This is a genomic window from Streptomyces sp. NPDC088197 (genome assembly GCF_044741185.1).
Classification (GTDB): domain Bacteria; phylum Actinomycetota; class Actinomycetes; order Streptomycetales; family Streptomycetaceae; genus Actinacidiphila.
Window position 1 is genome coordinate 505,599 of sequence record NZ_JBIUSD010000004.1, and the last position, 22,527, is coordinate 528,125.

A 22,527-nucleotide genomic window follows, 5' to 3' on the forward strand; every position below is an offset into this window, starting at 1 on the left:
CCGAACGGAGTGGCGATGAGACGACGCCCCCTGCTCTCCAGCGTGCTCGCCATCGCGGTCGCCGCGCTGGCCGCGCTGACCGCCGGACCCCTGCCCGCGCAGTCCGCGTCGGCGGTCGACGCCCGGCCGTGGATGAGCGCGGCCGACACCCCCGCGCAGCGCGCCGACGCTCTGCTGGCGCAGATGACCAACGCCGAGAAGATCACGATGATGCACGGCGGCGCGCAGTGCTCATGGGGCGCCTGCGTGGACGCCAACACCCGTCTCGGCATACCCCAGTTACGCCTCCAGGACGGCCCGGCGGGCGTCGCGGACGGCGCGGGCGGCGTCACACAGCTCCCGGCCCCGGTGGCCGCCGCGGCCTCCTGGGACCGCGACCTGGCCAAGAGCTACGGCCAGGTGATCGGCAACGAGGAGTGGGGCAAGGGCGCCAATGTGGTGCTCGGCCCGACGATCAACATCGTGCGCGACCCGCGCTGGGGCCGCGCCTTCGAGTCACTGGGCGAAGACCCGTATCTGACAGGCCAGTTGGGCGCAGCCGACATCCAGGGCATCCAGAGCCAGGGCCCGATGGCCCAGGTCAAGCACTACGCGGACTACAACCAGGAGACCAACCGCAACAACGCCTCGGACAACGTCATCATGTCCGACCGTACCCAGCGGGAGATCTACCTGCCCGCCTTCGAGGCCGCCGTCAAGCAGGGCCAAGCGTACTCGGTGATGTGTTCCTACGCCTCGGTCGCGGGCACCTTCGCCTGCGAGAACGCCCAGTTGATCCAGCAGGTGCTGGAGGGCGACCTCGGCTTCACCGGCTTCGTCACCTCCGACTGGGGCGGCACCCACTCCACGGTCGCCTCGGCCAACAACGGCCTGGACATGGAGATGAACGGCAGCGACTTCTACGGCACGGCGCTCACCAACGCGGTGGCCTCCGGCCAGGTCTCGCAGGCCACGCTCGACGGGCACGTCCGCCGCATCCTCACCGCGATGTTCGCCTCCGGGCTCTTCGACACCACGCAGACCGGCACCATCACCACGCCGGTCAGCACGGACGCGCACCGGACCACGGCCCGGCAGGTCGCCGAGGAGGGCAGCGTCCTGCTGAAGAACGCCTCCGCCGCGCTGCCGCTGGGCTCCGCGAACAAGAAGATCGCCGTGATCGGCGACGACGCGGGTCCCAACGCCATGACGGCGGGCGGCGGCAGCACGCACGTCGGCTCGTCCTCGGTCGTGACCCCGTACTCGGCGCTGGTCACCCGCGCGGGCAGCGGCGCGAGCGTCAACTACGCCCAGGGATACGCCTCCCCGAGCGGCGAGATCGTCGACAGCCCGTATCTGACGCCCTCTTCGGGCAGCGGCCACGGCCTGTACGGGCAGTTCTACAACGGGACGTCGATGGGCGGCACTCCGGTCCTCTCGCGGGTCGACCCGACGCTGAACTTCCTGTGGGGCGGCGCCTCTCCGGCGTCCGGTGTCCCGGCGACCGGCTGGTCGGCGAAGTGGACCGGCACGCTGACCCCGCCGACCACCGGCACGTACACCTTCGCCCTGACCAGTGACGACGGCAGCAGGCTGTTCGTCAACGGCCAGCAGATCATCAACAACTGGGCGAATCAGCCGACCACCACGAAGACGGGCACGGTGACGCTCACCGCGGGCCAGCCGGTCAGCGTCGAGATCGACTACTTCCAGGACGGCGGCGGCAGCGAGCTGGAACTGGGCTGGCAGATCCCCAATCAGGACCTGCACGGCGAGGCCGTCACGGCGGCGCGCAACGCGGACACCGCGATCGTCTTCGTGAACAAGGGCGAGGGCGAAGGCGCCGACATCAACGACATCTCGCTGTCCGGCGACCAGAACCAGCTCGTCACCGATGTGGCGGCGGCCAACCCCAACACCATCGTGGTCGTCAACAGCGGCTCGGCGATCGCCATGCCGTGGGCCAACTCCGTCCGGGGCATCATCGAGAACTGGTATCCGGGCCAGGAGGACGGCAACGCCATCGCCCGGCTGCTGTACGGCGACGTCAACTTCTCCGGCAAGCTGCCGGTGACCTTCCCCGCCTCCCTCGCGGACGTCCCCGCCCACACCCCGGCCCAATGGCCCGGCCAGAACAACACCGTGCAGTACAGCGAGGGCATCAACGTCGGCTACCGCTGGTACGACTCGCAGAACAAGACGCCCGCGTACCCGTTCGGCTTCGGCCTGTCCTACACGACCTTCGGCTACTCGGGCCTGACGGTCGGCGCGCCCGACGCGAACGGCAACGTCGCGGTCGGCTTCGACGTCACCAACACCGGCACACGAGCGGGCGCCGAGGTCGCCCAGGTCTACGTCGGACAGCCCGCCACCACCGGCGAACCGCCCAAGAACCTGCGCGGCTTCCAGCGGGTCAGCCTCAACCCCGGCCAGAGCCAGCACGTCACGGTCACCCTGGACGCCCGCAGCTTCCAGTACTGGACCACCACCTGGACCAACGCGGCCGGCACCAACGCCGTCTACGTCGGCTCCTCCTCCCGCGACATCCGCCTCACCGGCCAGACCACCATCCCGGGCGGCGGGACGGGGAATCCGGGCCAGAGCACCACGATCAGCCTCAAGGCGCACGCCAACAGCCAGTACGTGACGGCGGAGAACGCGGGCGCGGCGGCGCTCATCGCCAACCGTACGGCGATCGGCCCCTGGGAGACCTTCGACGCGATCGACCTCGGTTCAGGGACGGTCGCGCTGCGGGCGCACGCCAACAACAAGTACGTGACCACCCCCAACTCCGGGGCCGGTGCGCTGATCGCGAGCAGCAGTACCATCGGCGCCGCCGAGACCTTCGACCTGATCCACGACCCGGACGGCGCGGTGACGCTGCGCGCCCACTCCAACCATCAGTACGTGACGGCGGAGAACGCGGGCGCCGCCGCCCTGATCGCCAACCGTGCGGCGATCGGCCCCTGGGAGGAGTTCGACCTGGTCAACGACTGACCTCGGCCGCCGGTCTCGGGCACGCGTGACGGCACCGGCCCCGGTGACCGGTCTCGGTGACCGGCCCCGGTGACCGCTTCGCGTGACCTTCCGGGTGACGGCTCGTCAGGAGCCGTCACCCGGAAGCGCGTACAGGCTCGGGAGGTTCACCACGATCGCCTCCTGGGTGCTGCGGGCGATGACGACCACGGCCTCCTCGGAGTTGTCCGGGTTCTCCTCGCGGTGCGGCACGAAGGGGGGTACGAAGATGTAGTCGCCGGGCGCGGCGCGCAGCCGTACCTCCTCGGGCTCGCCGCCGGAGTCGTCCACGAAGACGAACTCCGGCCGTCCGCTGACGACATAGATCGCGGTCTCCGACTCGCCGTGGTGGTGGTCGGAGGAGGCGGTGGCGGGGGCGACATGGGTCTGGCCCATCCACAGCCGCTCGGACCCGACGGTCCCGCCGCTGATCGCCGCGAACCGCCGCATGCCGCCGGTCTGCGCGGTGTCGCCGTCGAGGCCGTCGGCCTTGATGTGGTGCAGTCGGCTGCGCAGCGAGCCGTGCGAAGGGTCGGAACCGGCCGGGAGATGCGGATGGAATCCCTCACCGGCGATGGTCGGCTGATCGCTCATGGCAGACGACGCTAGAGGGCGCCCGGAAAAGATGTCAAGAGGTGTCCATTACGGCTCACCTGCACAGACGCACCCTTCCGTGGCCGGTGGAGCCGCCCGCGGTGCCGACTTCCGCCGTCCGGCGCGCCATACTGGAGCCATGCATATCTCCGCGAAGGCGGACTACGCCGCGCGGGCCCTCATGGAGCTGGCCTGCGACATCGACCGCCCGCTGACCTGCGAGGCCATCGCCTCCTCGCAGGAGATTCCGTTCCGATTCCTGAAGTCCGTGGTCGGCGAGCTGCGGCGGGCGGGGCTGGTGCGCAGCCAGCGCGGCTGTGAGGGCGGCTACTGGCTGACCAGACCCGCCGCCGAGATCACGCTGCTCGACGTGGTGCGCGCCGTGGACGGCGAGGTGATCACGCTGCGCGGCGAGCCGTTGGCCGAGCTTGCCTATCCGACGCCCGCCACGGGCCTGCCGAGTGTGTGGCGCACGATCGAGGAGGGCGCCGCCGCCGTGCTGGCCGGGGTGACGATCGCGGCGCTGCTGCCGTCCGGGTCGGCCGCGGCCGGTGGCGCACAGGCCGCCGGGCCGGACGCCGCTTCGATCGCCGCTCCGGCCGCCCCTTCGGCGGGCGAGGACCGCCTGGCGGGCGTGGCATGACCGGTCCCCCGCAGCCCGGTGGCACCGACCGCCTCCAGGTCACCGAGTACACCGATCCGCTCTGTCCGTGGGCGTGGGGCTCCGAGCCCGTCTTCCGCGCGCTGCGGGCCGCGCTCGGCGAACAGGCGTCATGGCGGCGGGTGTTCGGCATCCTCTTCGACACCGACGACGCCCCGGCGCCCGATCCGGCGGCCGAGACCCGGTGGTACGAGGGCTTCGTCCGGGAGATCAGCGGGCACACCGGGGCTCCGCACGCGGTGCGGCTGAGCCGGGTGGCGGCGACGAGCTGGCCCGCCTCGCTGGTCGCCAAGGCGGCCGAGGCGCAGGGCGGCCAGGTGGCCGACCGGGTGCTGCGGCGGCTGCGCGAGACGATGTTCGTGACCGGCGAGCCCGCCGATACACTGGACCTGGCGCTGGCCGCCGCCGAGGGCGTGCCCGGTCTCGACCCCGTACGCCTGGCCGCCGACGCCGCGTCCCCCCGGGTCCTCGCCGCCGTGACGGCCGACCACCGCGAGACGCGCGCCCCGCTGGCCGATGTGCTGACCGTCACAGCGGCGGGGCCGCATCCGGGCACCGCCAAGGAAACCCCGTCGGGAGAGCTGCGGTACGCGCTGCCCACCGTCGTGCTGACCGGGCCGCTCGGGCGTCGCGTGGTGCCCGGCAGGCGTGCGGCGGCGAGCTATCTGGAGGCGGCGCTCGCGGTCGCCCCCGGGGTGTCCGTGTCGGCCGAACAGCCGTCCGCCGAGGCCCTGTTGGCGTACCACCGCAGCCTGACCGGGCCGGAGTGGGAGCTGCTGGCGCCGGGGGTCGCGCCGCCCGCCTCTGCCGTCCCGGTGGCCACCGGGAACGGCCCGCTGTGGCTCCACCCGGCCGAGGCCGCGGCATACCCGGCCCCCGTATCCGTACCCCCGCTGCCGCGTTGACCAGCGGGTCTTCCGCACGCGGTCACCGTTCCACCGAATGAGACACCTTTTGGTGTCCATTGACATCGGCTCACCCCGGCAGTCAGGATGGGCACATGCTTACGACGCACCCCGGTGTGGTGTGCCGCTACGTGGACTTCCTGCGTACCAGCAGCGCTCTCTGTCGCTGACCGTACGCCCGTGGCCCTCGCGCGGCGCCTGACCGCCCCGCAGACCCCAGGCCCCAGGCCCCCGATCGGCCGGCCTGTGTCCAGGCCCGTGCGCCCCGCCCACGCGTCCTCCCGCTCGTCTTTCCGTGGCCCCGTCGTCCCGTGACGTCCACGCCATGACCCCCGCCGTAACCGCCTGAGGCACCCGCCCCCGGCGCGGCACTCCCCCGTCACGCCCACCGCCCAGTGCCGCCGCCATGGCGCCGCACCGCGATCCGTGCCGCCTCCGTCCTCGGCGCGCCGGTCTCCTGGCCGTCGCCGAGCGGAACGGCACGCTGTACGCCGCCCCCGTCGCGCCGCCCTCACCGTCGAGGGCACCCCCTCGAAACGCACCCTCGAAAGGTGACGCCTCGTCATGAATCGTGCCGCCGTGTCCAGTTCTCTTCCCACCTCCCCGAGCAGACGTTCCTTCCTCGGGCTCGGCCTCGGCGCGGGCGCCGCCCTGGCGCTCGCGGCCTGCGGCAGTGGCAGCGGTACCTCGGGGAGCAGCGCGGGCTCCTCCGTCCTCAAGTGGGGCTGGGCGCTGCCCACTTCGTGGGACCCGGTCTTCTCCTCCGCCGGATGGGACGTGCACTCGCTCTCCCTGGTCTACGCGGGCCTCACCAAGCTCGACCCGCACGGCGCGGCCGTACCGGCGCTCGCCAGCGCGTGGAAGTACAACGCCCTGGGCACGCAGGTGACCTTCACCCTCCGTCCCGGACTGACCTTCTCCGACGGCTCCGCGCTGGACGCCACCGCCGTCAAGAAGAGCCTCGACCGCGGCCGTACCGACCCCAAGTCGCTGGTCGCACCGCAGCTCACCTCGGTCAAGGCGGTGTCCGCGCCGAACGCCACGACCGTCGTGATCGACCTGACGCACGCGGACTACCAGCTCCCCAACCTGCTGGCGGGCAAGACCGGGATGGTCGTCAATCCGGCCGCCTTCACCTCGGACGCCGCGGGCATCGCCTCCAAACCGGCCGGCTCGGGACCCTTCACGCTGACCTCGTACACCCAGAACGCCAAGGCCGTCCTGCGGCGCAACCCCACGTACTGGGACGCGGCCTCGATCAAGCTGAACAACTTCGAGCTGTACCCGCTGCCCGACGCCTCCACGGTCGTCGCGGCGCTCCAGTCGGGGCAGTACAACGTGGCGCAGATCCCGGGCAGCCAGGTCGAGGCGGCCAAGGCGGCCGGGCTCGAAGTGCAGGTCATTCCCTCGATGGTGGTCGCCACCCTGGATGTGAACAGCAGCAAGGCGCCGTTCGACGACCCCAAGGTGGTCGAGGCGCTGAAGTACGCGATCGACCGTGAGGCGCTGCTGAAGACCCAGGCGTTCGGCCACGGCGAGGTCAGCTACCAGCCCTTCCCGAAGGGTTACGCGGGGTACGACCCGGCCAGCGCGAATCTCTTCCCGTACGACCCGGAGAAGGCCAAGCGGTTGCTCGCGGAGGCCGGGCACGCGGGCGGCCTGGACCTCACGCTGACCACGGGCGCCGCGCAGGGCGAGCCCGAGCAGATCCAGGCGCAGCTCAAGAAGGTCGGGATCAACGCGAAGATCGAGGTCATCCCCGAGGCGCAGTTCACCCAGATCATCTACATCCAGCACGACCGGCAGTTGGCCGTCGACCAGTTCGCGGGCCGCGACTCCGCCGTGCAGGCGTTCCAAGTGCTCTTCGGTGAGCAGGGGTTGATGAATCCGGGCCGCACCACCCCGCCGGAGCTGGCCGCCGCCATCGACAAGGTGACCCGCACTCCGCTCGACTCCCCCGAATACCCGAAGGTCCTCCAGGCCGCGAGCGCCACCGCGGTGCGCACCACGCCGAACGTCTTCCTGTTCACGGTGCCGCGCATCCTCGCCAGGGCCCGCGGGGTGTCGGCGCTGCCCGAGACCACGGTGGTGCAGCGCTTCGAAGGGGTGACCGTCGGATGACGGCGCTCGCCGCCGCGCTGCCCCGGCGGCGGTCGGCACGGGCCCGCCGGGCGCTGATCGCGCCGCGGCCGATCGGTTCCGCGGTGCTCACCACCGCCACCGTGTTCCTGCTGTCGTCGCTGCTGACCTTCGGGCTCGGCGCGCTGTCGAACGCCAACCCCGGCGCGGCGGTGCTCGGCGAGACCGCCACGCCAGCCGACATCGACCGGATGAACCACGCCTTCGGCCTGGACCGGCCGCTGCCGGTGCAGTACGTGAGCTGGCTCGGCCACGCCCTGACCGGCGATCTCGGGCGCTCCTGGTTCACCACGCTCCCGGTCTCCGACAGCGTCTTCCGGGCGCTGCCGGTGGACCTGTCGATCGCCGGTCTCGCCCTGGTGATCGCCGTGCTGCTCGGCGCGGCGGGCGGGATCGCCGCCGCGTACAGCAACGGCGGGCGGCTGGACCGCGCGATCACGGCGGCCTGCTCGGTGCTCGGTACGCTGCCGGCCTTCGTCGTCGCGATCGGTCTGATCGCGGTGGTGTCGGTGAAGCTCGGGTGGCTGCCGTCCGGCGGCTACACCGCCTTCGGTGACGATCCGGCGCAGTGGCTGCGCTTCGCGGCGCTGCCCGCCTTCGCGCTCAGCCTGGACGCCGCCGCGAACGTGGCCCGGCAGCTACGGGCCTCGCTGGTCGGGGAGTTGCGGGCGAATTACGTGACGGGCGCGATGATGCGCGGTCTGTCGGCCCGGCGGGTGCTCTTCGGGCACGTGCTGCGCAACGCGGCGGGACCCGCGCTCACCGTCCTCGGCATGAGCGTGCCGATGCTGATCGGCGGCGCGGTCGTCACCGAGCGGATCTTCAACCTGCCCGGTATCGCGCAGCTCTCCCTCCAGGCGGCCCAGCAGCACGATGTGCCGGTCATCCAGGGCACGCTGCTGGTCACGGTGGCGGTGGTCCTGCTCGCCAACATCGCGATCAACGCCGGTCTGCTGGCGCTCAACCCGGCCGCCCGCAGGGGCCGTTCCAAGGCGAACGCGGCATCGGGAGACGCCGCGCTCGCTGACGGCGCGTCACGTGGCGGTGCCTCATGAGGACGCTGCGCCGCACCGGACGGGTGCCCGCCGCCCGTTTCGCACTGGCCGTACTCGCCGTCGTCGCCCTGCTCGCGGTGCTCGGCGGGGTGATCGCCCCGCAGGACCCGCTCGCGCAGGACACCGCGCGGGTGCTCCAAGGTCCCAGCGGATCACACCTGTTGGGGACGGACTACCTCGGCAGGGACGTCCTGAGCAGGCTGCTGGCGGGCACCGGCCGCTCCGTGCTCGGCGCGGTCGAGTCGGTCGGCGCGGCGATGGTCCTCGGCGTCGTGCCGGGCCTCGCGTCGCTGTGGCTCGGCCGCGGCTTCGAGTGGGCCGCGCTGCGCGCGGTGGACGCGCTGATGACGCTGCCGTTCACGCTCTTCGCCATCGCCGCGATCGGCGTCTTCGGCAACGGCCTCAACCAGGCGATGCTCGCGCTCGGCGTGCTGCTGGCCCCGCTGTTCTTCCGGGTGTCCCGCGCCGCCGCGCTGGGCCTGAAGCAGGCCCAGTACGTGGAGGCCGCGGAGCTGATGGGCGCCTCGCGCGGCCGGATCCTGCGGACCCACATCGCCGCGAAGGTGCTGCCGACGATCGCCGTGACCACGGCCCACGCGCTGGCGACGGCGCTGCTGACCGTCGCCTCGCTGACCTTCCTCGGCGTCGGCGTCCAGCCGCCCGCCCCGACCTGGGGCGGCATGCTCGCCAGCGACCTGGGCTATCTCGCCCAGCAGCCGTGGGCGCCCGCCCTGCCCGGCGTCCTGATCATGATCACCGTCGGCGCGCTCAATCTGCTCGCGGACGCCGTACGGGACAGCGGCGCCGATGTCGGGGCCGAGCCGCGAGCCGCCCGCGAACCCCAGGGGAGGAAGGCCGATGACCGTGTCGTCGCTGTCTGAGCCGGGCCGTGCCCGCACCGTCGGTGCGACCGGACCCGTACTCACCGTGGACGGGCTGCACATCACCGTCTCCGGCGGTCGCGCCGAGGCCGTCCGCGACGTGTCCTTCACCGTCCACGCGGGCGAGGCCGTCGGCGTCGTCGGCGAGTCGGGCAGCGGCAAGACGCTGACCTGCCGCTCGCTGCTCGGCGTGCTGCCGCCCGGCTGCCAGGTGTCGGCGGGCAGCGCGGTGCTGGCCGGTGCGGATCCCGACGGTACGGAAGCGGTCGGTACGGCGACGGCCGGTGCCTCGGACGCGGGTGCCTCGGCCGCGGGTGGGTCGGCGGCGGGTGCGTCGGCGGCCGGAAAGGCGTCGCCCGCAAGCTCGTGGCCCACAAGCCGGTCGTTCGGCAAGGCGTCCGCCGCGAAGTCCTCGGCCAGGAAGTCGTCGGGCGCCGCCTCGTCGGCCGGTACCGATCTGACCGCGCTCGACAAGCGGCAGTGGGAGCGGCTGCGCGGGGTGGAGCTGGGCGCGGTCTTCCAGGACCCGGCCTCGTATCTCAACCCGGCGCTGACCGTGGGCCGCCAGCTCGCGGAGCCGCTGCGCGTACGCCTCGGTCTGAAGCGGGCGCGGGCGCACGAGCGGGCCGTGGAACTCTTCGCCTCGGTCGGCCTGCGTGATCCCGCCGACGTCTACCACCGGTACCCGCACGAGCTGTCGGGCGGCATGCTGCAACGCGTCCTGATCGCCATCGCGGTCGCCTGCGATCCGCGGCTGCTCGTCGCGGACGAGGCGACGACGGCGCTCGACACCGTCGTGCAGGCCGAAGTCCTCGATCTGCTGGCCCAGTTGCGCGACGAGCGCGGTCTCGCCCTGCTGCTGGTCACCCACGACCTGGCCGTCGTCGCCGAGGTCACCGACCGGGTGCTGGTCTTCTACGCGGGCGAGATCGTCGAGGACGGCCCCACCCAGGACGTCGTCCACCGCCCCGCGCACCCCTACACCGCCGCGCTGCTGCGCGTCGCCTCCCTCGGCGACTGGAACCGCCGCGAGCTGGCCGTCATCCCCGGCCGTCCGCCCGAGGCGGGCGAGGCCCCGGTCGGCTGCCGGTTCGCCGACCGCTGCGCCTTCGCCGAGGACCGCTGCCGTACGCGGCCGGTGCCGCTCACCGCGACCGCCGACGGCCGCCGTGTCCGCTGCGTGCGCGCCGCGGAACTCGCCCTGTCCCCGCCGCCCCTCCAGGAGGTGCCCGCATGACCACCACCCCCGCGGCCCGCACGGCGCCGGTCTCCGACGTCTCCCCGCCCACGGCGGACATCGAGCGGCCGGTCGCGCCGTCCGCGGTGCCCGCCGCCGAACGCCAGACGCGGGCGTCGGCGCCCGCGCTCCAGGTCGAAGGGCTCGGTGTCACCTACCAGCGGCGCCCCGGCCACAGCCACAGCGCCCCCGTGCTGAGCGGTGTGGACCTGGAGGTGACGGCCGGTCAGATCCTCGGGGTGATCGGCGAGACCGGGTCGGGAAAGACGACGCTGGCGCGGGCCGTGGTCGGGCTGGCGCCGGTGGTGGCCGGGCGGATCGGCGTGGCGGGCGTCGAGGTCGGCGCGCTGCGCGGACGGGAGTTGCGCGACCACCGGCGGTCCGGGCTGGTGCAGTACATGTTCCAGGACCCGCTGCGGTCGCTGGACCCGGATCTGACGGTGAACGACCTGGTGGGCGAGCCGTTGGCGGTCGCCGGGGTGGAGCGCGCCGAGCGGCGCGGCCGGGTGGCGGAGGCGCTGCACCGGGTGGGGCTCGACGCGGGCACCCTGGGCGGCCGGATTCCGGCCCAGCTCTCCGGCGGCCAGCGTCAGCGCGTGTCCTTGGCGCGGGCGATCGTCACGCGGCCCGCGTTGCTGCTGGCGGACGAGCCGGTCAGCGCGCTGGACGCCTCGAACCGCAACCATGTGCTGCGGCTGCTGGACGAGTTGCGCCGCGACCTGGGCGTGGCCGTCGTCGTCATCTCGCACGACCTCAGCTCGCTGGCCGGGATCGCCGACCGGATCGCGGTGCTGTACCGGGGGCGACTGGTCGAACAGGGCCCGACCGCCGATGTGTTGGCCCGCCCGCTGCACCCGTACACCGCGCTGCTCACCGCGTCCGCGCCCCGCGTGGACCGCGATCCGTCGAAGCGGCGCGAACGGCCGGGGCCGCCCGGTGAGGTGCCGGTCTGGGCGGCCGACCCCGGCGCCTGCGTCTTCGCCCACCGCTGCCCGCTGGCGGACGCCGACTGCCGCACGCAACCGGGCAGTTCGCCGCACTCGGACGAGCGGGCCGCCGCCTGTCACCACCCGGTCGCCGCCGCCCGCTGACCCGCGCCCACCACCAGCAACCCCACGATCTTCGGGAGAGACCCCGTGCCCATCGAATTCATCGGCATCGCCAGCACCCAGCAGTTCAGTGAGACCGGCGCCGCGTCCGGGCCTGTCGTCGACCCCGGCTACCTGACCGAACTGGCCCTGGCGCACGAGGAGTCCGGCTTCGACCGTGTGCTGGTCGCGCACTCCTCCGCGAGCCCCGACGGCTTCACCGTCGCCGACCAGATCCTGAACCGTACGACCCGGCTCGGTGTGCTGCTCGCCCACCGTCCCGGTTTCGTCGCCCCGACGCTCACGGCCCGCAAGTACGCCACGCTCGACGCCTTCCACCCTGGCCGGGTCGCGCTGCACGTCATCACCGGAGGCGACGACGCCGACCAGGCGCGGGACGGCGACCTCAGCGACAAGCCGACCCGCTACCGGCGCACCGACGAGTTCCTCGACGTGGTGCGCAAGGAGTGGGAGTCGGCAGAACCCTTCGACTACGAGGGCGAGTTCTACACCGTGCGCGGCGGCTACTCGTCGGTCCGCCCGGCCGATCCGATCCCGGTGTACTTCGGCGGCGCGTCCGGTGACGCGGTGCGGGTCGGCGGCAAGCACGCGGATGTGTACGCCTTCTGGGGCGAGCCGCTCGCGGGGATCGCCGAGCGCATCCGGCAGGTCCGCGCGGCGGCGTCGCCGTACGGCCGCGACCCGCGGTTCAGCGTCAGCCTGCGCCCGATACCGGCCGCCACGGAGGCCGAGGCGTGGCGCCGCGCCGAGGACGTCCTGCGGCTGACGAAGGAGAAGGCGGGCGAGGTGCGCAAGGCGTTCAACCTCGACCACACCGCGCAGGAGGGCTCGCGCAGGCTGCTCGAATACGCCGCCAAGGGCGACGTGCACGACAAGCGGCTGTGGACGGCGGTCGCCAAGGTCACCGGGGCCGCGGGCAACTCCACCGCGCTGGTGGGCAGTTACGAGCAGGTCGCCGAGTCGCTGCTGGACTACGTGGGCCTGGGCGTGTCGACCCTCCTGATCCGCGGCTTCAGCCCGCTGGAGGACGCCCGCGACTACGGTTCCCTGGTGCGGCTGGTCCGCGAGCAGACCGACGGCGCCGCGCTGACCGGAGCGGCTGCCGTATGACCGCCGGGACCGGGAGCGCGCCCTCGGTGGGGAGGAGGGCCGGGGCGGTCACCCCGACGACCTCCCACTGGGGGGCGTTCGGGGTACGGCGGAACGCGGACGGCACGGTCACCGCCGTCCCGCACCCCGCCGACCCCTCGCCGTCACCGCTGCTGCGCGGTGTGCCGGGCTCGCTCCGGCACGCCACCCGGATCCGGCGGCCCGCCGCCCGGCGCGGCTGGCTGGAGCACGGCCCCGGTCCCACCTCCGGGCGCGGCGACGAGCCCTTCGTGGAACTCGGCTGGGACGAGGCGCTGGACCTGGCCGCCGCCGAACTGGCGCGGGTCCGCGACGAGTTCGGCAACACGGCGGTGTTCGGCGGCTCGTACGGCTGGGCGAGCGCGGGGCGCTTCCACCACGCGCAGAGCCAACTCCACCGGTTCCTGGCGCAGTTCGGCGGCTACACGGGCTCGCGCAACTCGTACAGCCTGGGCACCTCGCTGGTGCTGCTGCCGTATCTGGTCGGCGACGCGGAGTCGGTGCTGCGGTCCTCGTCCACCTGGCCGACGATCACCGGGCACACCGAACTGATCATCGCCTTCGGCGGAATCCCCGCGAAGAACGTGCATGTCACCCCCGGTGGGGTGACCCGGCACGGCACGCCCGGCCATCTGTCGGCGCTGGCCGCGGCCGGTGCCCGGGTCGCGCTGGTCAGCCCGCTGCGCGACGACCTGCCGGACGGCCTGGACGCCGACTGGTATCCGATCCGCCCGGCGACCGACACCGCGCTGATGCTGGCGCTCGCCCACACCCTGGTCGACGAGGGCCTGTACGACCGGGAGTTCGTCGACCGGTACTGCGCCGGGGCCGACACCTTCCTGCGCTATTTGCGCGGCGCCGACGACGGCACGGTGAAGGACGCGCGGTGGGCCGCGGCGCTCACCGGCATCCCGGCCGACCGAATCCGCGACCTGGCCCGCAGCGCCGCGCGGCAGCGCACCCTGGTCACCGTCACCTGGTCGTTGCAGCGCATCCAGCACGGCGAGCAGCCGGTGTGGGCGGCGCTCGCGCTGGCCGCGCTGCTCGGCCAGATCGGACTGCCGGGCGGCGGATTCGGCCACGGCTACGGCTCGATGGGCGACGTGGGCGACACCGGTCCGCAGGTCCGGCTGCCGTATCTGCCCCAAGGGCCCAATCCCGTCACGGAGTTCATCCCCTGCGCCCGGATCGCGGACCTGCTGCTGCGTCCCGGCGAGGAGTACGACTACGACGGCACGCGCCGCCGCTACCCGGACATCCGGCTGGTGCACTGGGCCGGCGGCAACCCCTTCCACCACCATCAGGACCTGGGCAGGCTGCGGCGCGCCTTCGGGCGGCCGGACACCGTGCTGGTGCACGAGACGCACTGGACGGCGACCGCCCGCCACGCCGATCTGGTGTTCCCCGCCACCACGTCCCTGGAGCGCGAGGACATCGGCGGGGGGCGGCGCGACACGCATCTGATCGCCATGCACCGCGCGGTCGAGCCGGTCGGCGAGGCCTGCGACGACCACGCGATCCTGGCCGGTCTGGCCGAACGCCTCGGATTCGGCGAGCGGTTCACCGAGGGACGGGACCCGGCGGGATGGCTGGAGCACCTGTACACGCGGTGGGCCGAGGAGTTGGCGGCGACCGGGGGCGGCGAGCCGCCCGCCTTCGCGGACTTCTGGTCGGCGGGCGAGTGGGAACTGCCGCCGCAGCCCGCCGAGCGCACGCTCTTCGCCAGCTTCAGGGCCGACCCGCTGGGCGCGCCCCTGGCCACCCCCAGCGGCCGGATCGAGCTGACCAGCGCGACGGTGGCCGCCCTCGGGCTGCCCGACTGCCCCGGCCACCCGGCCTGGCTCGAACCCGACGAGTGGCCGGGCGCCCCGGCCGCGGACCGGCTGCCGCTGCTGCTGATCGCGAACCAGCCCGCCAACCGGCTGCACAGTCAGCTCGACACCGGGGCCGCGAGCCTGGACGCCAAGGTCGCCGGGCGTGAGGCGCTGCGGATCCATCCGGCGGACGCGGCGGCCCGTTCGGTCCGCGACGGCGATCTGGTGCGGATCTTCAACGACCGGGGCGCCTGCCTGGCGGGCGCGGTGCTCACCGACCGGGTACGGCCCGGTGTCGTACGGCTGCCGACCGGCGCGTGGTTCGACCCGGTGCCCGGTCACGAGCCGCCGCTGTGCGCGCACGGCAATCCGAACGTGCTGACCGCCGACATCCCCAGCTCCCGGCTCTCCCAGGGCTGCACCGGCCAACACGCGCTGGTCGAGGTCGAGTTGTGGACCGGAGGGCCGCCGCCCGAGGTGACCGTCCGCCGGCCGCCCGCCTTCGCCGACGATCCGCGCGCGGGCCGTACGGCGCACGCGACTCCCTCGACGGCCGCCGCGGGACCGGCCACCGCTGACACGTACGCGCCCGGCCCGTACGGCCGCCTCGGACCACCCGAGCCCGGCGATCCCCACTTCGAACGGCCCCACCACAGGAAGGCCACACCGTGACCACCGACCTCGCGTCCTCGTCCGGCACCGGCTCCGCCGCGCCCGCGGACGCCGCCGCCACCGGCCTGCCCGCACCCGACTACGACCGGCTGCCCGAGGTCGCGGCGGCGCTGGCCGCGCGGGCCGGTGAGCACGACCGGGACGCGAGCTTCCCGCACGAGGGCGTGGCCGCCGTGCACGCCGCCGGACTGCTCACCGCGACCGTCGACCGCGGCCACGGCGGCGCGGGGGCCGGTCTCGCCGACACCGTACGCATCCTGCGGGCGCTCGGCGGCGGCGATCCGGCGGTCGCGCTGGTCACGTCGATGACGCTGTTCGCGCACGCGGCGCAGGCCCGCGCCCCGCACTGGCCGCAGGACACCTACGGCGAGCTGCTGGCCGAGTCGGCGCGACGCCCGGCGCTGGTGAACGCCCTGCGGGTGGAGCCCGATCTGGGCAGTCCGGTACGCGGCGGGCTTCCGGCGGCCACCGCGCGGCGGCGCGAGGACCACTGGGAGCTGACCGGGCACAAGATCTTCTCGACCGGCGCGGTGGCGCTGCGCTGGATGATGGTGTGGGCGCGCACCGACGAGGAGCCGGTGCGGACCGGTTCGTTCCTGGTGCGCACCGACTCGCCGGGCATCGAAGTGCGGCCCACCTGGAACCACTTGGGGCTGCGCGCCAGCCGCAGCGACGACGTGCTGTTCGACTCGGTCCGTGTGCCGCTCGGCCGCACCGCCGGGCTCGCGGAGCCCGGCCAGGACGGCGGCCGGGACGTCGTCGGCGGTGCCTGGAACTCGCTGGGCCTGACCGCGCTCTACCTCGGCGTGGCGCGCGCCGCCCAGCGGTGGCTGACCGGTTTCCTGCACGAGCGCGTGCCCAGCGCGCTCGGCGCTCCGCTGGCCACGCTGCCGCGCTTCCAGAGCGCGGTCGGCGAGATCGAGGTCCAACTGGCCGGTGCGGAGAGGCTGGTGGCGGCGCTGGCCGAGGCCGTCGACAGCGGTGATCCGCTCGCCGCCGCGGAGGCGGGCGGCGCGAAGGTGCTCGGCACCCGGGCCGCGATCGGTTCGGTCGAGCAGGCCGTCGCGCTGATCGGCAACAACGGCCTGACCAACGACAACCCGCTGCAACGCCATCTGCGGGACGTGTTGTGCTCCCGCGTCCACACCCCGCAGGACGACTCGGTGCTGCTCGGCACCGGGCGCGCCGCCCTCGACCTCGGCGGGTCCGCCCGCTGACCCCCTTTTCGCCTTCTCTTCCGCTCCCTCTCACGAAAGGCCCCAGCAGCCATGCCTGTTGAGTTCATCGGCATGATCGGCACCCGCGACGTCTCCGAGGTCCGTCCTCCGTCCGGGCCGGTCGTCGACCCCGACTACACGCGGCGGTTCGCCCTCGCCCACGAGGAGGCGGGCTTCGACCGCGTCCTGATCGGCTACGGCTCCGGCAGCCCCGACGGTACGCAGGTCGCCGCCCATGTCGCCGCGCACACCGAGCGGTTGGGCCTGCTGGTGGCGCACCGCCCCGGCTTCGTCGCCCCGACCCTTGCGGCCAGGACCTTCGCCACCCTCGACCAGTTCTCCGGCGGGCGCACTGCGGTGCACATCATCACCGGCGGGCACGACGCCGAGCAGCGCAGGGACGGCGACCACCTCGGCAAGGACGACCGCTACGCGCGGACCGACGAATACCTCGACATCCTCAAGTCCGCCTGGACCAGCACGGAACCGGTCAGCCACGAGGGCCGCTTCTACCACTACGAGGACTACCTCTCCGAGGTGCGCCCGGTCACCGAGCCCCGCATCCCGCTGTACTTCGGCGGCTCGTCCGAGGCGGCCTACCGGGTCGGCGGCAAGCACGCCGACGTCTTCGCGCTGTGGGGCGAACCGCTGGCGGAGACGGCGGAGCAGATCGCGTCCGTGCGGGCCGCGGCCGAGGCGGCGGGCCGCACCGAGCCGCCGCGGATCAGCGTCTCCTTCCGGCCGATCCTCGGCCGTACCGAGGAGGAGGCGTGGGACCGCGCGCACCGCATCCTGGACACCATCAACTCCCGCGGCGCGGCAGGCTCGTTCGTCGGCAGCCGCCGCACGACCCTGCCGGTCGGCCCGGACGCCCAGCCGCAGAACACCGGCTCGCAGCGGCTGCTCGCCGCCGCGGCCAAGGGTGAGCTGCACGACCGCGCGCTGTGGACCCCCACCGCCAAGGCGACCGGGGCGGCGGGCAATTCGACCGCCCTGGTCGGCACGCCGGAGACCGTCGCCCAGGCGCTGCTGGACTACGTGGACATCGGCGTCACCACGCTGCTGATCCGCGGCTACGACCCGCTGGACGACGTGATCGACTACGGCCGTGACCTGCTGCCGCTGGTCCGGGCCGAGGTGGCCCGGCGCGACGCGGACGCGACGGGCGTGTCCGGCTCCGCTCCCGCGGTCGCCGCCGTGAGCGGTGCCCGATGAGCGCCCCGGTCGGCCTCGCCGAGGCCACCGGAGACCCGGTGCACCCGCGAGTTCCGAGCGCGGCGGAGGAGGCCGCGCCGGTCGCGGACTGGTACCCGGCCGCGGGCCTGGCGCACCGCGGCACCGTCGTCCTGCTCCCCGGGCGCGGTGAACACCCGGGCGTGTACGAGCGGTTCGGCCGGCGGCTGGCGGCCGACGCGTATGTCGTCCACGTACTCGACGTGCCCGAGGACGGCGATCCCGAGCCGGTCGCGGGCGCCGTCGAAGCGATCGCGGCGGGCGCGGCCAGGCCGCTGGTGCTGGCCGGTTCCGACAGCGGGGCCCTGCACGCGCTGGCAGCCGCGGGGCGTACGGGCGTCGCACCGGACGCGCTGCTGCTCGCCGGGGCGCCGGAACCGGGCGCGGCGGCCGGGTGGGACGACGAGCTGGCCGTACGCACGGCGTGCCCGACGCACCGGGGGCGACTGGACGCCGACCCGCTGTTCGTCGCCGGCGCCCTCGCCGCCCCCGTCCCCGGCGCGCTGGCCGAGGCCGCCGACGCGGCGCTCACAGCCGGGCTCCCGTTCCCGGCCCTCGTGCTGCACGGAGCGGCCGATCCGGTCTCCGCGCCGTCCGTCGCCCACTCCCTGGCCGCGCGGCTGCCCGCGGCGACCCTGGCCACGGTGACGGACGGCAGGCACGACGTGCTCAACGACATCCAGCACCGCAGTGTCGCCGCCCTCGTCGTCCAGTGGCTGGAGCGGCTGCGTATCGCTCCCTCGCTCCCGCCGATCCTCACGGTGACCCCGGTCGCCGCGCCCTGACGCCCCGCCATGTGCCGGGCCCCGTAAGGGGTCCGGCCACTCCCCTGGCATCCGACCCGGAAGGACCGCCCGTCATGACCGCGACCCCGTCGCTCGCCGCTGCCACCAACTCACCCGTGGATCACACCCGTTCCGCCGCCGGAGCGGTACGTCCGGCCGATCTGCTGCGGCGTACGCTGCGGCGGCAGGCGACGGCGGTGACCGTCGTGACCGTGCCGGGTCCCGCGGGATTCACCGCGACGTCCTTCACCTCGGCGTCCCTCGAACCGGCCTTGGTGTCCTTCTACTTGTCCACCACGGCGTCCACGGCGGGCGCCGTCAGGTCGGCCGACCGTTTCGCCGTGCATCTGCTCGGGTCCGACCAGGAGGACCTGGCGCGGGGCTTCGCGCGCAGTGGCGTGGACCGGTTCGCCGGGGTGGACTGGACACCGGACACGGGCGGGCTGCCGCTGCTGTCCGGGGTGCCGGCCTGGCTGACCGCCCGTACCGTGCACGTCCACGACGTCGGCGACCACTTCCTCGTGGTCGGCCATGTGGAGGACGCGGGCGGTCCCGGCGCGGACTCGCCGCTGGTCCACCACGACGGGGCGTTCGGCACCTTCCACACCGACCGGCCCCGCGCGTAACCGCGACGGGCGTCGCGGGGGGGCGGTCCCGGCGTCAGGCCGCCTTCCGCGCCTCGATGAGGAAGCGGGTCACCGTGGCCGTGAACGACCCCTCGGACGTGATGTGTTCGTGCAGGGCGCGCAGGGTGTCGCGGTGCTCGGCGACCGTGAAGCCGGGGACCATCCAGATGACCTTGCGCAGGTAGTAGACGACCGCGCCGATGTCGTGGAATTCCATTCGCAGCGACTCGGCGCGCAGGTCGACCACCTCGAGTCCGGCCGCGGCGGCGCCCGCACGCGCCAGGTCGGGGTGGCGCGCGCCGCGCACCGCGTCGGGCTGCTCTCCGAGGAAGAACTCCACGAGTTCGAACGCGCTGGCCGGGCCGACCTGTTGGGAGAAGTACGTGCCGCCGGGGCGCAGGACGCGCGCGATCTCGTCCCACCACACCGTCACGGGGTGGCGGCTGGTCACCAGGTCGAACGCCTCGTCGGCGAAGGGCAGCGGGGGCTCGTCCGTGTCCGCGACGACGACCGCGCCGCGCGGGTGCAGCAGCGCGGTCGCCTTGGCCACATTCGGCGGCCACGACTCGGTCGCGGCCATCAGCGGCGGCAGCGCGGGCACCCCGGCGAGCACTTCGCCGCCGCCGGTCTGGATGTCGAGCGCGGCCGACGCCCGGCCGAGACGCTCGCCCATCCGCCGCTGATACCCCCACGACGGCCGCTGCTCGGTGGCCCGCCCGTCCAGCCAGGAGAAGTCCCACCCGTCGACCGACACCGAGTCGGCCTCCGCCACCAGCGCGTCGAAGTCACGTTCCATCCCGGCATCATCGCCGCAGGCCGCCCGCCGGACCACTCGATTAACCCGTGCCTCGATCGCCTCGGACCTCGACCAGCCCGAGCTCGGGCCTCGACCACACCCGGGCCGCGACCACCTCAGGCTTCGACCACCTCGGACCTCCATCAGCCCCGACCTCGACCACCTCGGACCTCGATCACACCCGGACCTCGACCACACCCGGACCTCGATCAACCGGCGCCTGGGCCACGGGCCGTACCTGAGGAGCCGGCCAGCAAGGGGGGCCGTCCCGCGCCGGAGGCGGCCCCTGCCGCTCAGCGCACCGGCACCCCGCCGTAGCCCTGGACGATCGGCCGCCAGGTCGGCTGGAACTGGGGAAGGGTCGAGCCGACCGCCCACGCGGTGGGTGTGCCCGGCAGCGGGTGCGGCACGGCGGCCACGCCGAAGAGCGAGGCACCCTGGCCCGCCGCGTCGGTCGCCGCGGGCTCGGCGTGCCAGGCCGCGCCGTCCCAGCGCATGGTGAACGCCGGTGTGGCCACGCCCTGTTGCTCGCCGACGGCGAGCAGGCCGTGCTCGCCGTACGCGGTGACGCCGTGCAGGTCCGCGTGGACGGCGGGCGCCGCGACCTCCGTCCACGTACGCCCGTCCCAGTGCAGGGTCAGCGGGGAGTTCGTGCCGTCCGGCGTGCTGCTCCCACCGACCGCCCACACGTCGTCGGGGCCGAGCACGGCGACGCTCTCCAGCGACTCGCCGCGGCCGGCGGTGTGCGGCGTCGGCACGATCAGCCAGGCCGCGCCGTCCCAGCGCTCGACGAGCGGGCGGCCCTCACCCCGCGCGTCGTAGACGACGCCGACGGCCCAGACACGACCGTCGCCGTCGGCCGCCGCACCCGACAGCAGCGCGTCGCCGCCAGGCTCCGGGGTGGCGACCGACGACCAGGCGCGCCCGTTCCAGTGGTACGCCAGCGGGCGCGGCGCGCCGATCCGGTCCTGCGCGGTGACGCCGACCGTCCAGAGGTCGTCCGGGCCGGTGCCCGCGAGCGCCGACGGGTACGCCGACCGGTCGGCGGCCTCCGCGGGCAGCGGGACCTCCTGCCAGCGGCGGCCGTCGAAGTGCTCGGCCAGCGAGCGGTCCTGGAACGCCGCGGCGTCGTTCCAGGAGCCGACGGCCCAGACGTCACGGGCGGACAGCGGCAGTACGGCGTCGAGCTTGCCGTTCGCCGCCGCGCCGCCGGACGGCCGGTGGGCGAGCGGGCCGGTGGCGTTCCACCGGGCGCCGTCGAACCGCTCGGCGACGGGGACGTTCACGCCCGACGGGTCCTCGCGGTAGCCGACCGACCACGCGTCGAGCGAGTCGCGGGCCGCCACGGCGCGCAGTTCCTCGTCCCGCTCGGGCCCGGCCGCGCGGCGGCTGCGCCACACCGGCAGGTCGGGGCCGCCGGGCGCGGGCGCGGCAGCGGAAGCGTCCGGCACCGGGGCGAAGGCCGAGTCCCGTACCCCGTCGCCGGGCGCCGCCGTCGCCGTAGCCGCGCCCGCTCCCGTTCCGGCGAGCGCCGCCGCAGCCGTGAGGGCCGCCGCGGCGAACACTCCGCCGCGCGCCCGCCTCGGGCCGAGGCCCCGCGTCAGTCGCCGTCCCCGTCGTGTCCGCATCCCGCTGCCGCCTCCGTCGTCGTGTCGCGCGCCGTCCGGGCGTCCGAACGGCCCGGTTCCGGCTTCGACACTGCCCTACGCGGCGGCGCGGGTGCGGCTGCCCACGCCGGGCGTTACGGTGACGCGCCGTCAGCGGAGCAGGACGGCGGCGGCCCAGGACGGTGCGTCAGAACTGCACGTCGGCGCAGGAGTAGAAGGCGTTCGCGGTGTCCGCGATGGTCCAGACGCCGACGATGAGCTGCTTGCCGCTCAGCCCGCTGGGGATCGTGCCCTGGTGGACGACGGTGGCGGGCGGTTGGGAGCCGTTGTAGGGGATCTTCAGGAAGGGCGTGGTGTTGAGCATCGCCCGGGTGAGCGGCTTCTTCGGGTCGTACCCGGCCTTGGTCAGGTAGTACGAGAAGTCGGTCGTCGAGTGCCGGGCGGTCAACTTCCAGGTGAAGGTGTAGCTCTGACCGCCCGTCACGTGCGTGGCGGGCCAGCCGCCGTTGCGCGGGTCGTCGAGCTGGGCGAAGCGGCTGTTGGCGCCGCTGCAGATCTTGCCGTCGGCGGGACCGCCGGCCGGGAAGCCCTTGGGGCCCTCGACGCTCTGCGGCTCGTACTGGATGTCGCCGCAGTTCGTGACGGTCCCGGCGGCGCACAGCGCCTGGCGGCTGGGCGGGGTGCTGATGTAGCCGTGACTGCTGGCGCTTCCGGTGGCGAGCACGAACGAACCGGCGACGCCGAGCCCGATCACGGCCGCACTGATCTTCTTGCGCATGGCGTACTCCTTGAGAACGTGGGGGAGTTCCGCGGATGTCTACGGTCGTACGCGGCCCGGGCCTGCCCGTGCGGCACAAGACCACACCGATCCAGGTCTAGACCAAGTCGCACCCTAGTCCCAGGATTTAGTCATGTCCACACCAAGAATCAGCCGTGCGGCGGCGCAATGTGTCTGCTACGCACGGCGGCCCCGGGGGGGGGGGGGCCCCCCCCCCCCGGCCCCCCCCGGGGCGGCCCGGCGGGGGGGGAGGGGGCCCGGGGCGGGCGCACGGGGGACGGGGTGCCCCCCCCGGA

Annotated in this window: 18 protein-coding genes; 14 read left to right on the forward strand and 4 right to left on the reverse strand. The window is 73.9% G+C overall.

Going from position 1 to position 22,527, the window contains the following annotated elements:
- Positions 1-15: 15 nt before the first annotated feature.
- Positions 16-2,976, forward strand: coding sequence for a glycoside hydrolase family 3 C-terminal domain-containing protein (locus ACIOC1_RS14280; protein ID WP_401854231.1), 2,961 nt, complete (start codon positions 16-18; stop codon positions 2,974-2,976).
- A 105-nt stretch (positions 2,977-3,081) separates the two neighbouring features.
- Here ACIOC1_RS14280 and ACIOC1_RS14285 read toward each other — a convergent pair whose 3' ends face one another.
- The gene (locus tag ACIOC1_RS14285; protein ID WP_401854234.1) at positions 3,082-3,588 is read right to left on the reverse strand and encodes a cupin domain-containing protein; all 507 of its coding nucleotides are present in this window, start codon (positions 3,586-3,588) and stop codon (positions 3,082-3,084) included.
- A gap of 139 nt (positions 3,589-3,727) precedes the next feature.
- Between ACIOC1_RS14285 and ACIOC1_RS14290 the strand changes: the two genes are divergently transcribed.
- The 13 genes from ACIOC1_RS14290 to ACIOC1_RS14350 all read left to right on the forward strand — a co-directional run bounded on the left by ACIOC1_RS14290 (position 3,728) and on the right by ACIOC1_RS14350 (position 19,050).
- On the forward strand, positions 3,728-4,231 hold the full coding sequence (locus tag ACIOC1_RS14290; protein WP_401722602.1) for an RrF2 family transcriptional regulator: 504 nt from the start codon (positions 3,728-3,730) through the stop codon (positions 4,229-4,231).
- The gene (locus tag ACIOC1_RS14295; protein ID WP_401854237.1) at positions 4,228-5,154 is read left to right on the forward strand and encodes a DsbA family protein; all 927 of its coding nucleotides are present in this window, start codon (positions 4,228-4,230) and stop codon (positions 5,152-5,154) included. Before ACIOC1_RS14290 ends, ACIOC1_RS14295 begins: the two co-directional genes overlap by 4 nt.
- 579 nt (positions 5,155-5,733) lie before the next feature.
- Positions 5,734-7,275 (forward strand): ABC transporter substrate-binding protein, encoded by a 1,542-nt coding sequence (locus ACIOC1_RS14300; RefSeq protein ID WP_401854239.1) that lies wholly within the window; start codon positions 5,734-5,736, stop codon positions 7,273-7,275.
- Positions 7,272-8,348 (forward strand): ABC transporter permease, encoded by a 1,077-nt coding sequence (locus ACIOC1_RS14305; protein WP_355345824.1) that lies wholly within the window; start codon positions 7,272-7,274, stop codon positions 8,346-8,348. Before ACIOC1_RS14300 ends, ACIOC1_RS14305 begins: the two co-directional genes overlap by 4 nt.
- Positions 8,345-9,229, forward strand: a complete 885-nt coding sequence (locus ACIOC1_RS14310) for an ABC transporter permease subunit (RefSeq protein WP_391052338.1) — start codon at positions 8,345-8,347, stop codon at positions 9,227-9,229. The genes ACIOC1_RS14305 and ACIOC1_RS14310 overlap by 4 nt, the downstream gene beginning before the upstream one ends.
- On the forward strand, positions 9,213-10,466 hold the full coding sequence (locus ACIOC1_RS14315; RefSeq protein ID WP_401854242.1) for an ABC transporter ATP-binding protein: 1,254 nt from the start codon (positions 9,213-9,215) through the stop codon (positions 10,464-10,466). The genes ACIOC1_RS14310 and ACIOC1_RS14315 overlap by 17 nt, the downstream gene beginning before the upstream one ends.
- Entirely contained in the window at positions 10,463-11,557 is a 1,095-nt protein-coding gene (locus tag ACIOC1_RS14320; RefSeq protein WP_401854243.1) for an ABC transporter ATP-binding protein, read from the forward strand. The genes ACIOC1_RS14315 and ACIOC1_RS14320 overlap by 4 nt, the downstream gene beginning before the upstream one ends.
- A gap of 45 nt (positions 11,558-11,602) precedes the next feature.
- Positions 11,603-12,685, forward strand: coding sequence for an LLM class flavin-dependent oxidoreductase (locus ACIOC1_RS14325; RefSeq protein WP_401722616.1), 1,083 nt, complete (start codon positions 11,603-11,605; stop codon positions 12,683-12,685).
- Positions 12,682-15,189 carry a molybdopterin-dependent oxidoreductase gene (locus ACIOC1_RS14330; RefSeq protein ID WP_401854246.1) on the forward strand — a complete coding sequence of 836 codons (2,508 nt, stop codon included), beginning with the start codon at positions 12,682-12,684 and terminating at the stop codon, positions 15,187-15,189. Before ACIOC1_RS14325 ends, ACIOC1_RS14330 begins: the two co-directional genes overlap by 4 nt.
- Positions 15,186-16,406 carry an acyl-CoA dehydrogenase family protein gene (locus ACIOC1_RS14335; protein ID WP_391052327.1) on the forward strand — a complete coding sequence of 407 codons (1,221 nt, stop codon included), beginning with the start codon at positions 15,186-15,188 and terminating at the stop codon, positions 16,404-16,406. The genes ACIOC1_RS14330 and ACIOC1_RS14335 overlap by 4 nt, the downstream gene beginning before the upstream one ends.
- 51 nt (positions 16,407-16,457) lie before the next feature.
- Positions 16,458-17,621, forward strand: coding sequence for an LLM class flavin-dependent oxidoreductase (locus tag ACIOC1_RS14340; RefSeq protein ID WP_355345803.1), 1,164 nt, complete (start codon positions 16,458-16,460; stop codon positions 17,619-17,621).
- Positions 17,618-18,424: an alpha/beta hydrolase gene (locus tag ACIOC1_RS14345; protein WP_401854248.1), complete on the forward strand. Its 807-nt coding sequence runs from the start codon at positions 17,618-17,620 to the stop codon at positions 18,422-18,424. Before ACIOC1_RS14340 ends, ACIOC1_RS14345 begins: the two co-directional genes overlap by 4 nt.
- 74 nt (positions 18,425-18,498) lie before the next feature.
- Positions 18,499-19,050: a flavin reductase family protein gene (locus tag ACIOC1_RS14350; protein WP_355345797.1), complete on the forward strand. Its 552-nt coding sequence runs from the start codon at positions 18,499-18,501 to the stop codon at positions 19,048-19,050.
- 34 nt (positions 19,051-19,084) lie between these two features.
- Here ACIOC1_RS14350 and ACIOC1_RS14355 read toward each other — a convergent pair whose 3' ends face one another.
- The 3 genes from ACIOC1_RS14355 to ACIOC1_RS14365 all read right to left on the reverse strand — a co-directional run bounded on the left by ACIOC1_RS14355 (position 19,085) and on the right by ACIOC1_RS14365 (position 22,231).
- Positions 19,085-19,846, reverse strand: coding sequence for a class I SAM-dependent methyltransferase (locus tag ACIOC1_RS14355; RefSeq protein ID WP_401854251.1), 762 nt, complete (start codon positions 19,844-19,846; stop codon positions 19,085-19,087).
- Positions 19,847-20,139: 293 nt separating this feature from the next.
- The gene (locus ACIOC1_RS14360; RefSeq protein ID WP_401854254.1) at positions 20,140-21,474 is read right to left on the reverse strand and encodes a hypothetical protein; all 1,335 of its coding nucleotides are present in this window, start codon (positions 21,472-21,474) and stop codon (positions 20,140-20,142) included.
- A gap of 166 nt (positions 21,475-21,640) precedes the next feature.
- Entirely contained in the window at positions 21,641-22,231 is a 591-nt protein-coding gene (locus tag ACIOC1_RS14365; RefSeq protein ID WP_355350307.1) for a lytic polysaccharide monooxygenase, read from the reverse strand.
- Between the last annotated feature and the right edge of the window lie 296 nt (positions 22,232-22,527).

Excerpts from the sequence above, each read along its gene's own strand:
- ACIOC1_RS14365 (WP_355350307.1), bottom strand. The coding sequence starts at position 22,231 with ATGCGCAAGAAGATCAGTGCGGCCGTGATCGGGCTCGGCGTCGCCGGT.
- ACIOC1_RS14310 (WP_391052338.1), top strand. The coding sequence starts at position 8,345 with ATGAGGACGCTGCGCCGCACCGGACGGGTGCCCGCCGCCCGTTTCGCA.
- ACIOC1_RS14305 (WP_355345824.1), top strand. The coding sequence starts at position 7,272 with ATGACGGCGCTCGCCGCCGCGCTGCCCCGGCGGCGGTCGGCACGGGCC.
- ACIOC1_RS14320 (WP_401854243.1), top strand. The coding sequence starts at position 10,463 with ATGACCACCACCCCCGCGGCCCGCACGGCGCCGGTCTCCGACGTCTCC.
- ACIOC1_RS14285 (WP_401854234.1), bottom strand. The coding sequence starts at position 3,588 with ATGAGCGATCAGCCGACCATCGCCGGTGAGGGATTCCATCCGCATCTC.
- ACIOC1_RS14355 (WP_401854251.1), bottom strand. The coding sequence starts at position 19,846 with ATGGAACGTGACTTCGACGCGCTGGTGGCGGAGGCCGACTCGGTGTCG.
- ACIOC1_RS14290 (WP_401722602.1), top strand. The coding sequence starts at position 3,728 with ATGCATATCTCCGCGAAGGCGGACTACGCCGCGCGGGCCCTCATGGAG.
- ACIOC1_RS14340 (WP_355345803.1), top strand. The coding sequence starts at position 16,458 with ATGCCTGTTGAGTTCATCGGCATGATCGGCACCCGCGACGTCTCCGAG.
- ACIOC1_RS14295 (WP_401854237.1), top strand. The coding sequence starts at position 4,228 with ATGACCGGTCCCCCGCAGCCCGGTGGCACCGACCGCCTCCAGGTCACC.
- ACIOC1_RS14360 (WP_401854254.1), bottom strand. The coding sequence starts at position 21,474 with ATGCGGACACGACGGGGACGGCGACTGACGCGGGGCCTCGGCCCGAGG.
- ACIOC1_RS14330 (WP_401854246.1), top strand. The coding sequence starts at position 12,682 with ATGACCGCCGGGACCGGGAGCGCGCCCTCGGTGGGGAGGAGGGCCGGG.
- ACIOC1_RS14280 (WP_401854231.1), top strand. The coding sequence starts at position 16 with ATGAGACGACGCCCCCTGCTCTCCAGCGTGCTCGCCATCGCGGTCGCC.
- ACIOC1_RS14350 (WP_355345797.1), top strand. The coding sequence starts at position 18,499 with ATGACCGCGACCCCGTCGCTCGCCGCTGCCACCAACTCACCCGTGGAT.
- ACIOC1_RS14345 (WP_401854248.1), top strand. The coding sequence starts at position 17,618 with ATGAGCGCCCCGGTCGGCCTCGCCGAGGCCACCGGAGACCCGGTGCAC.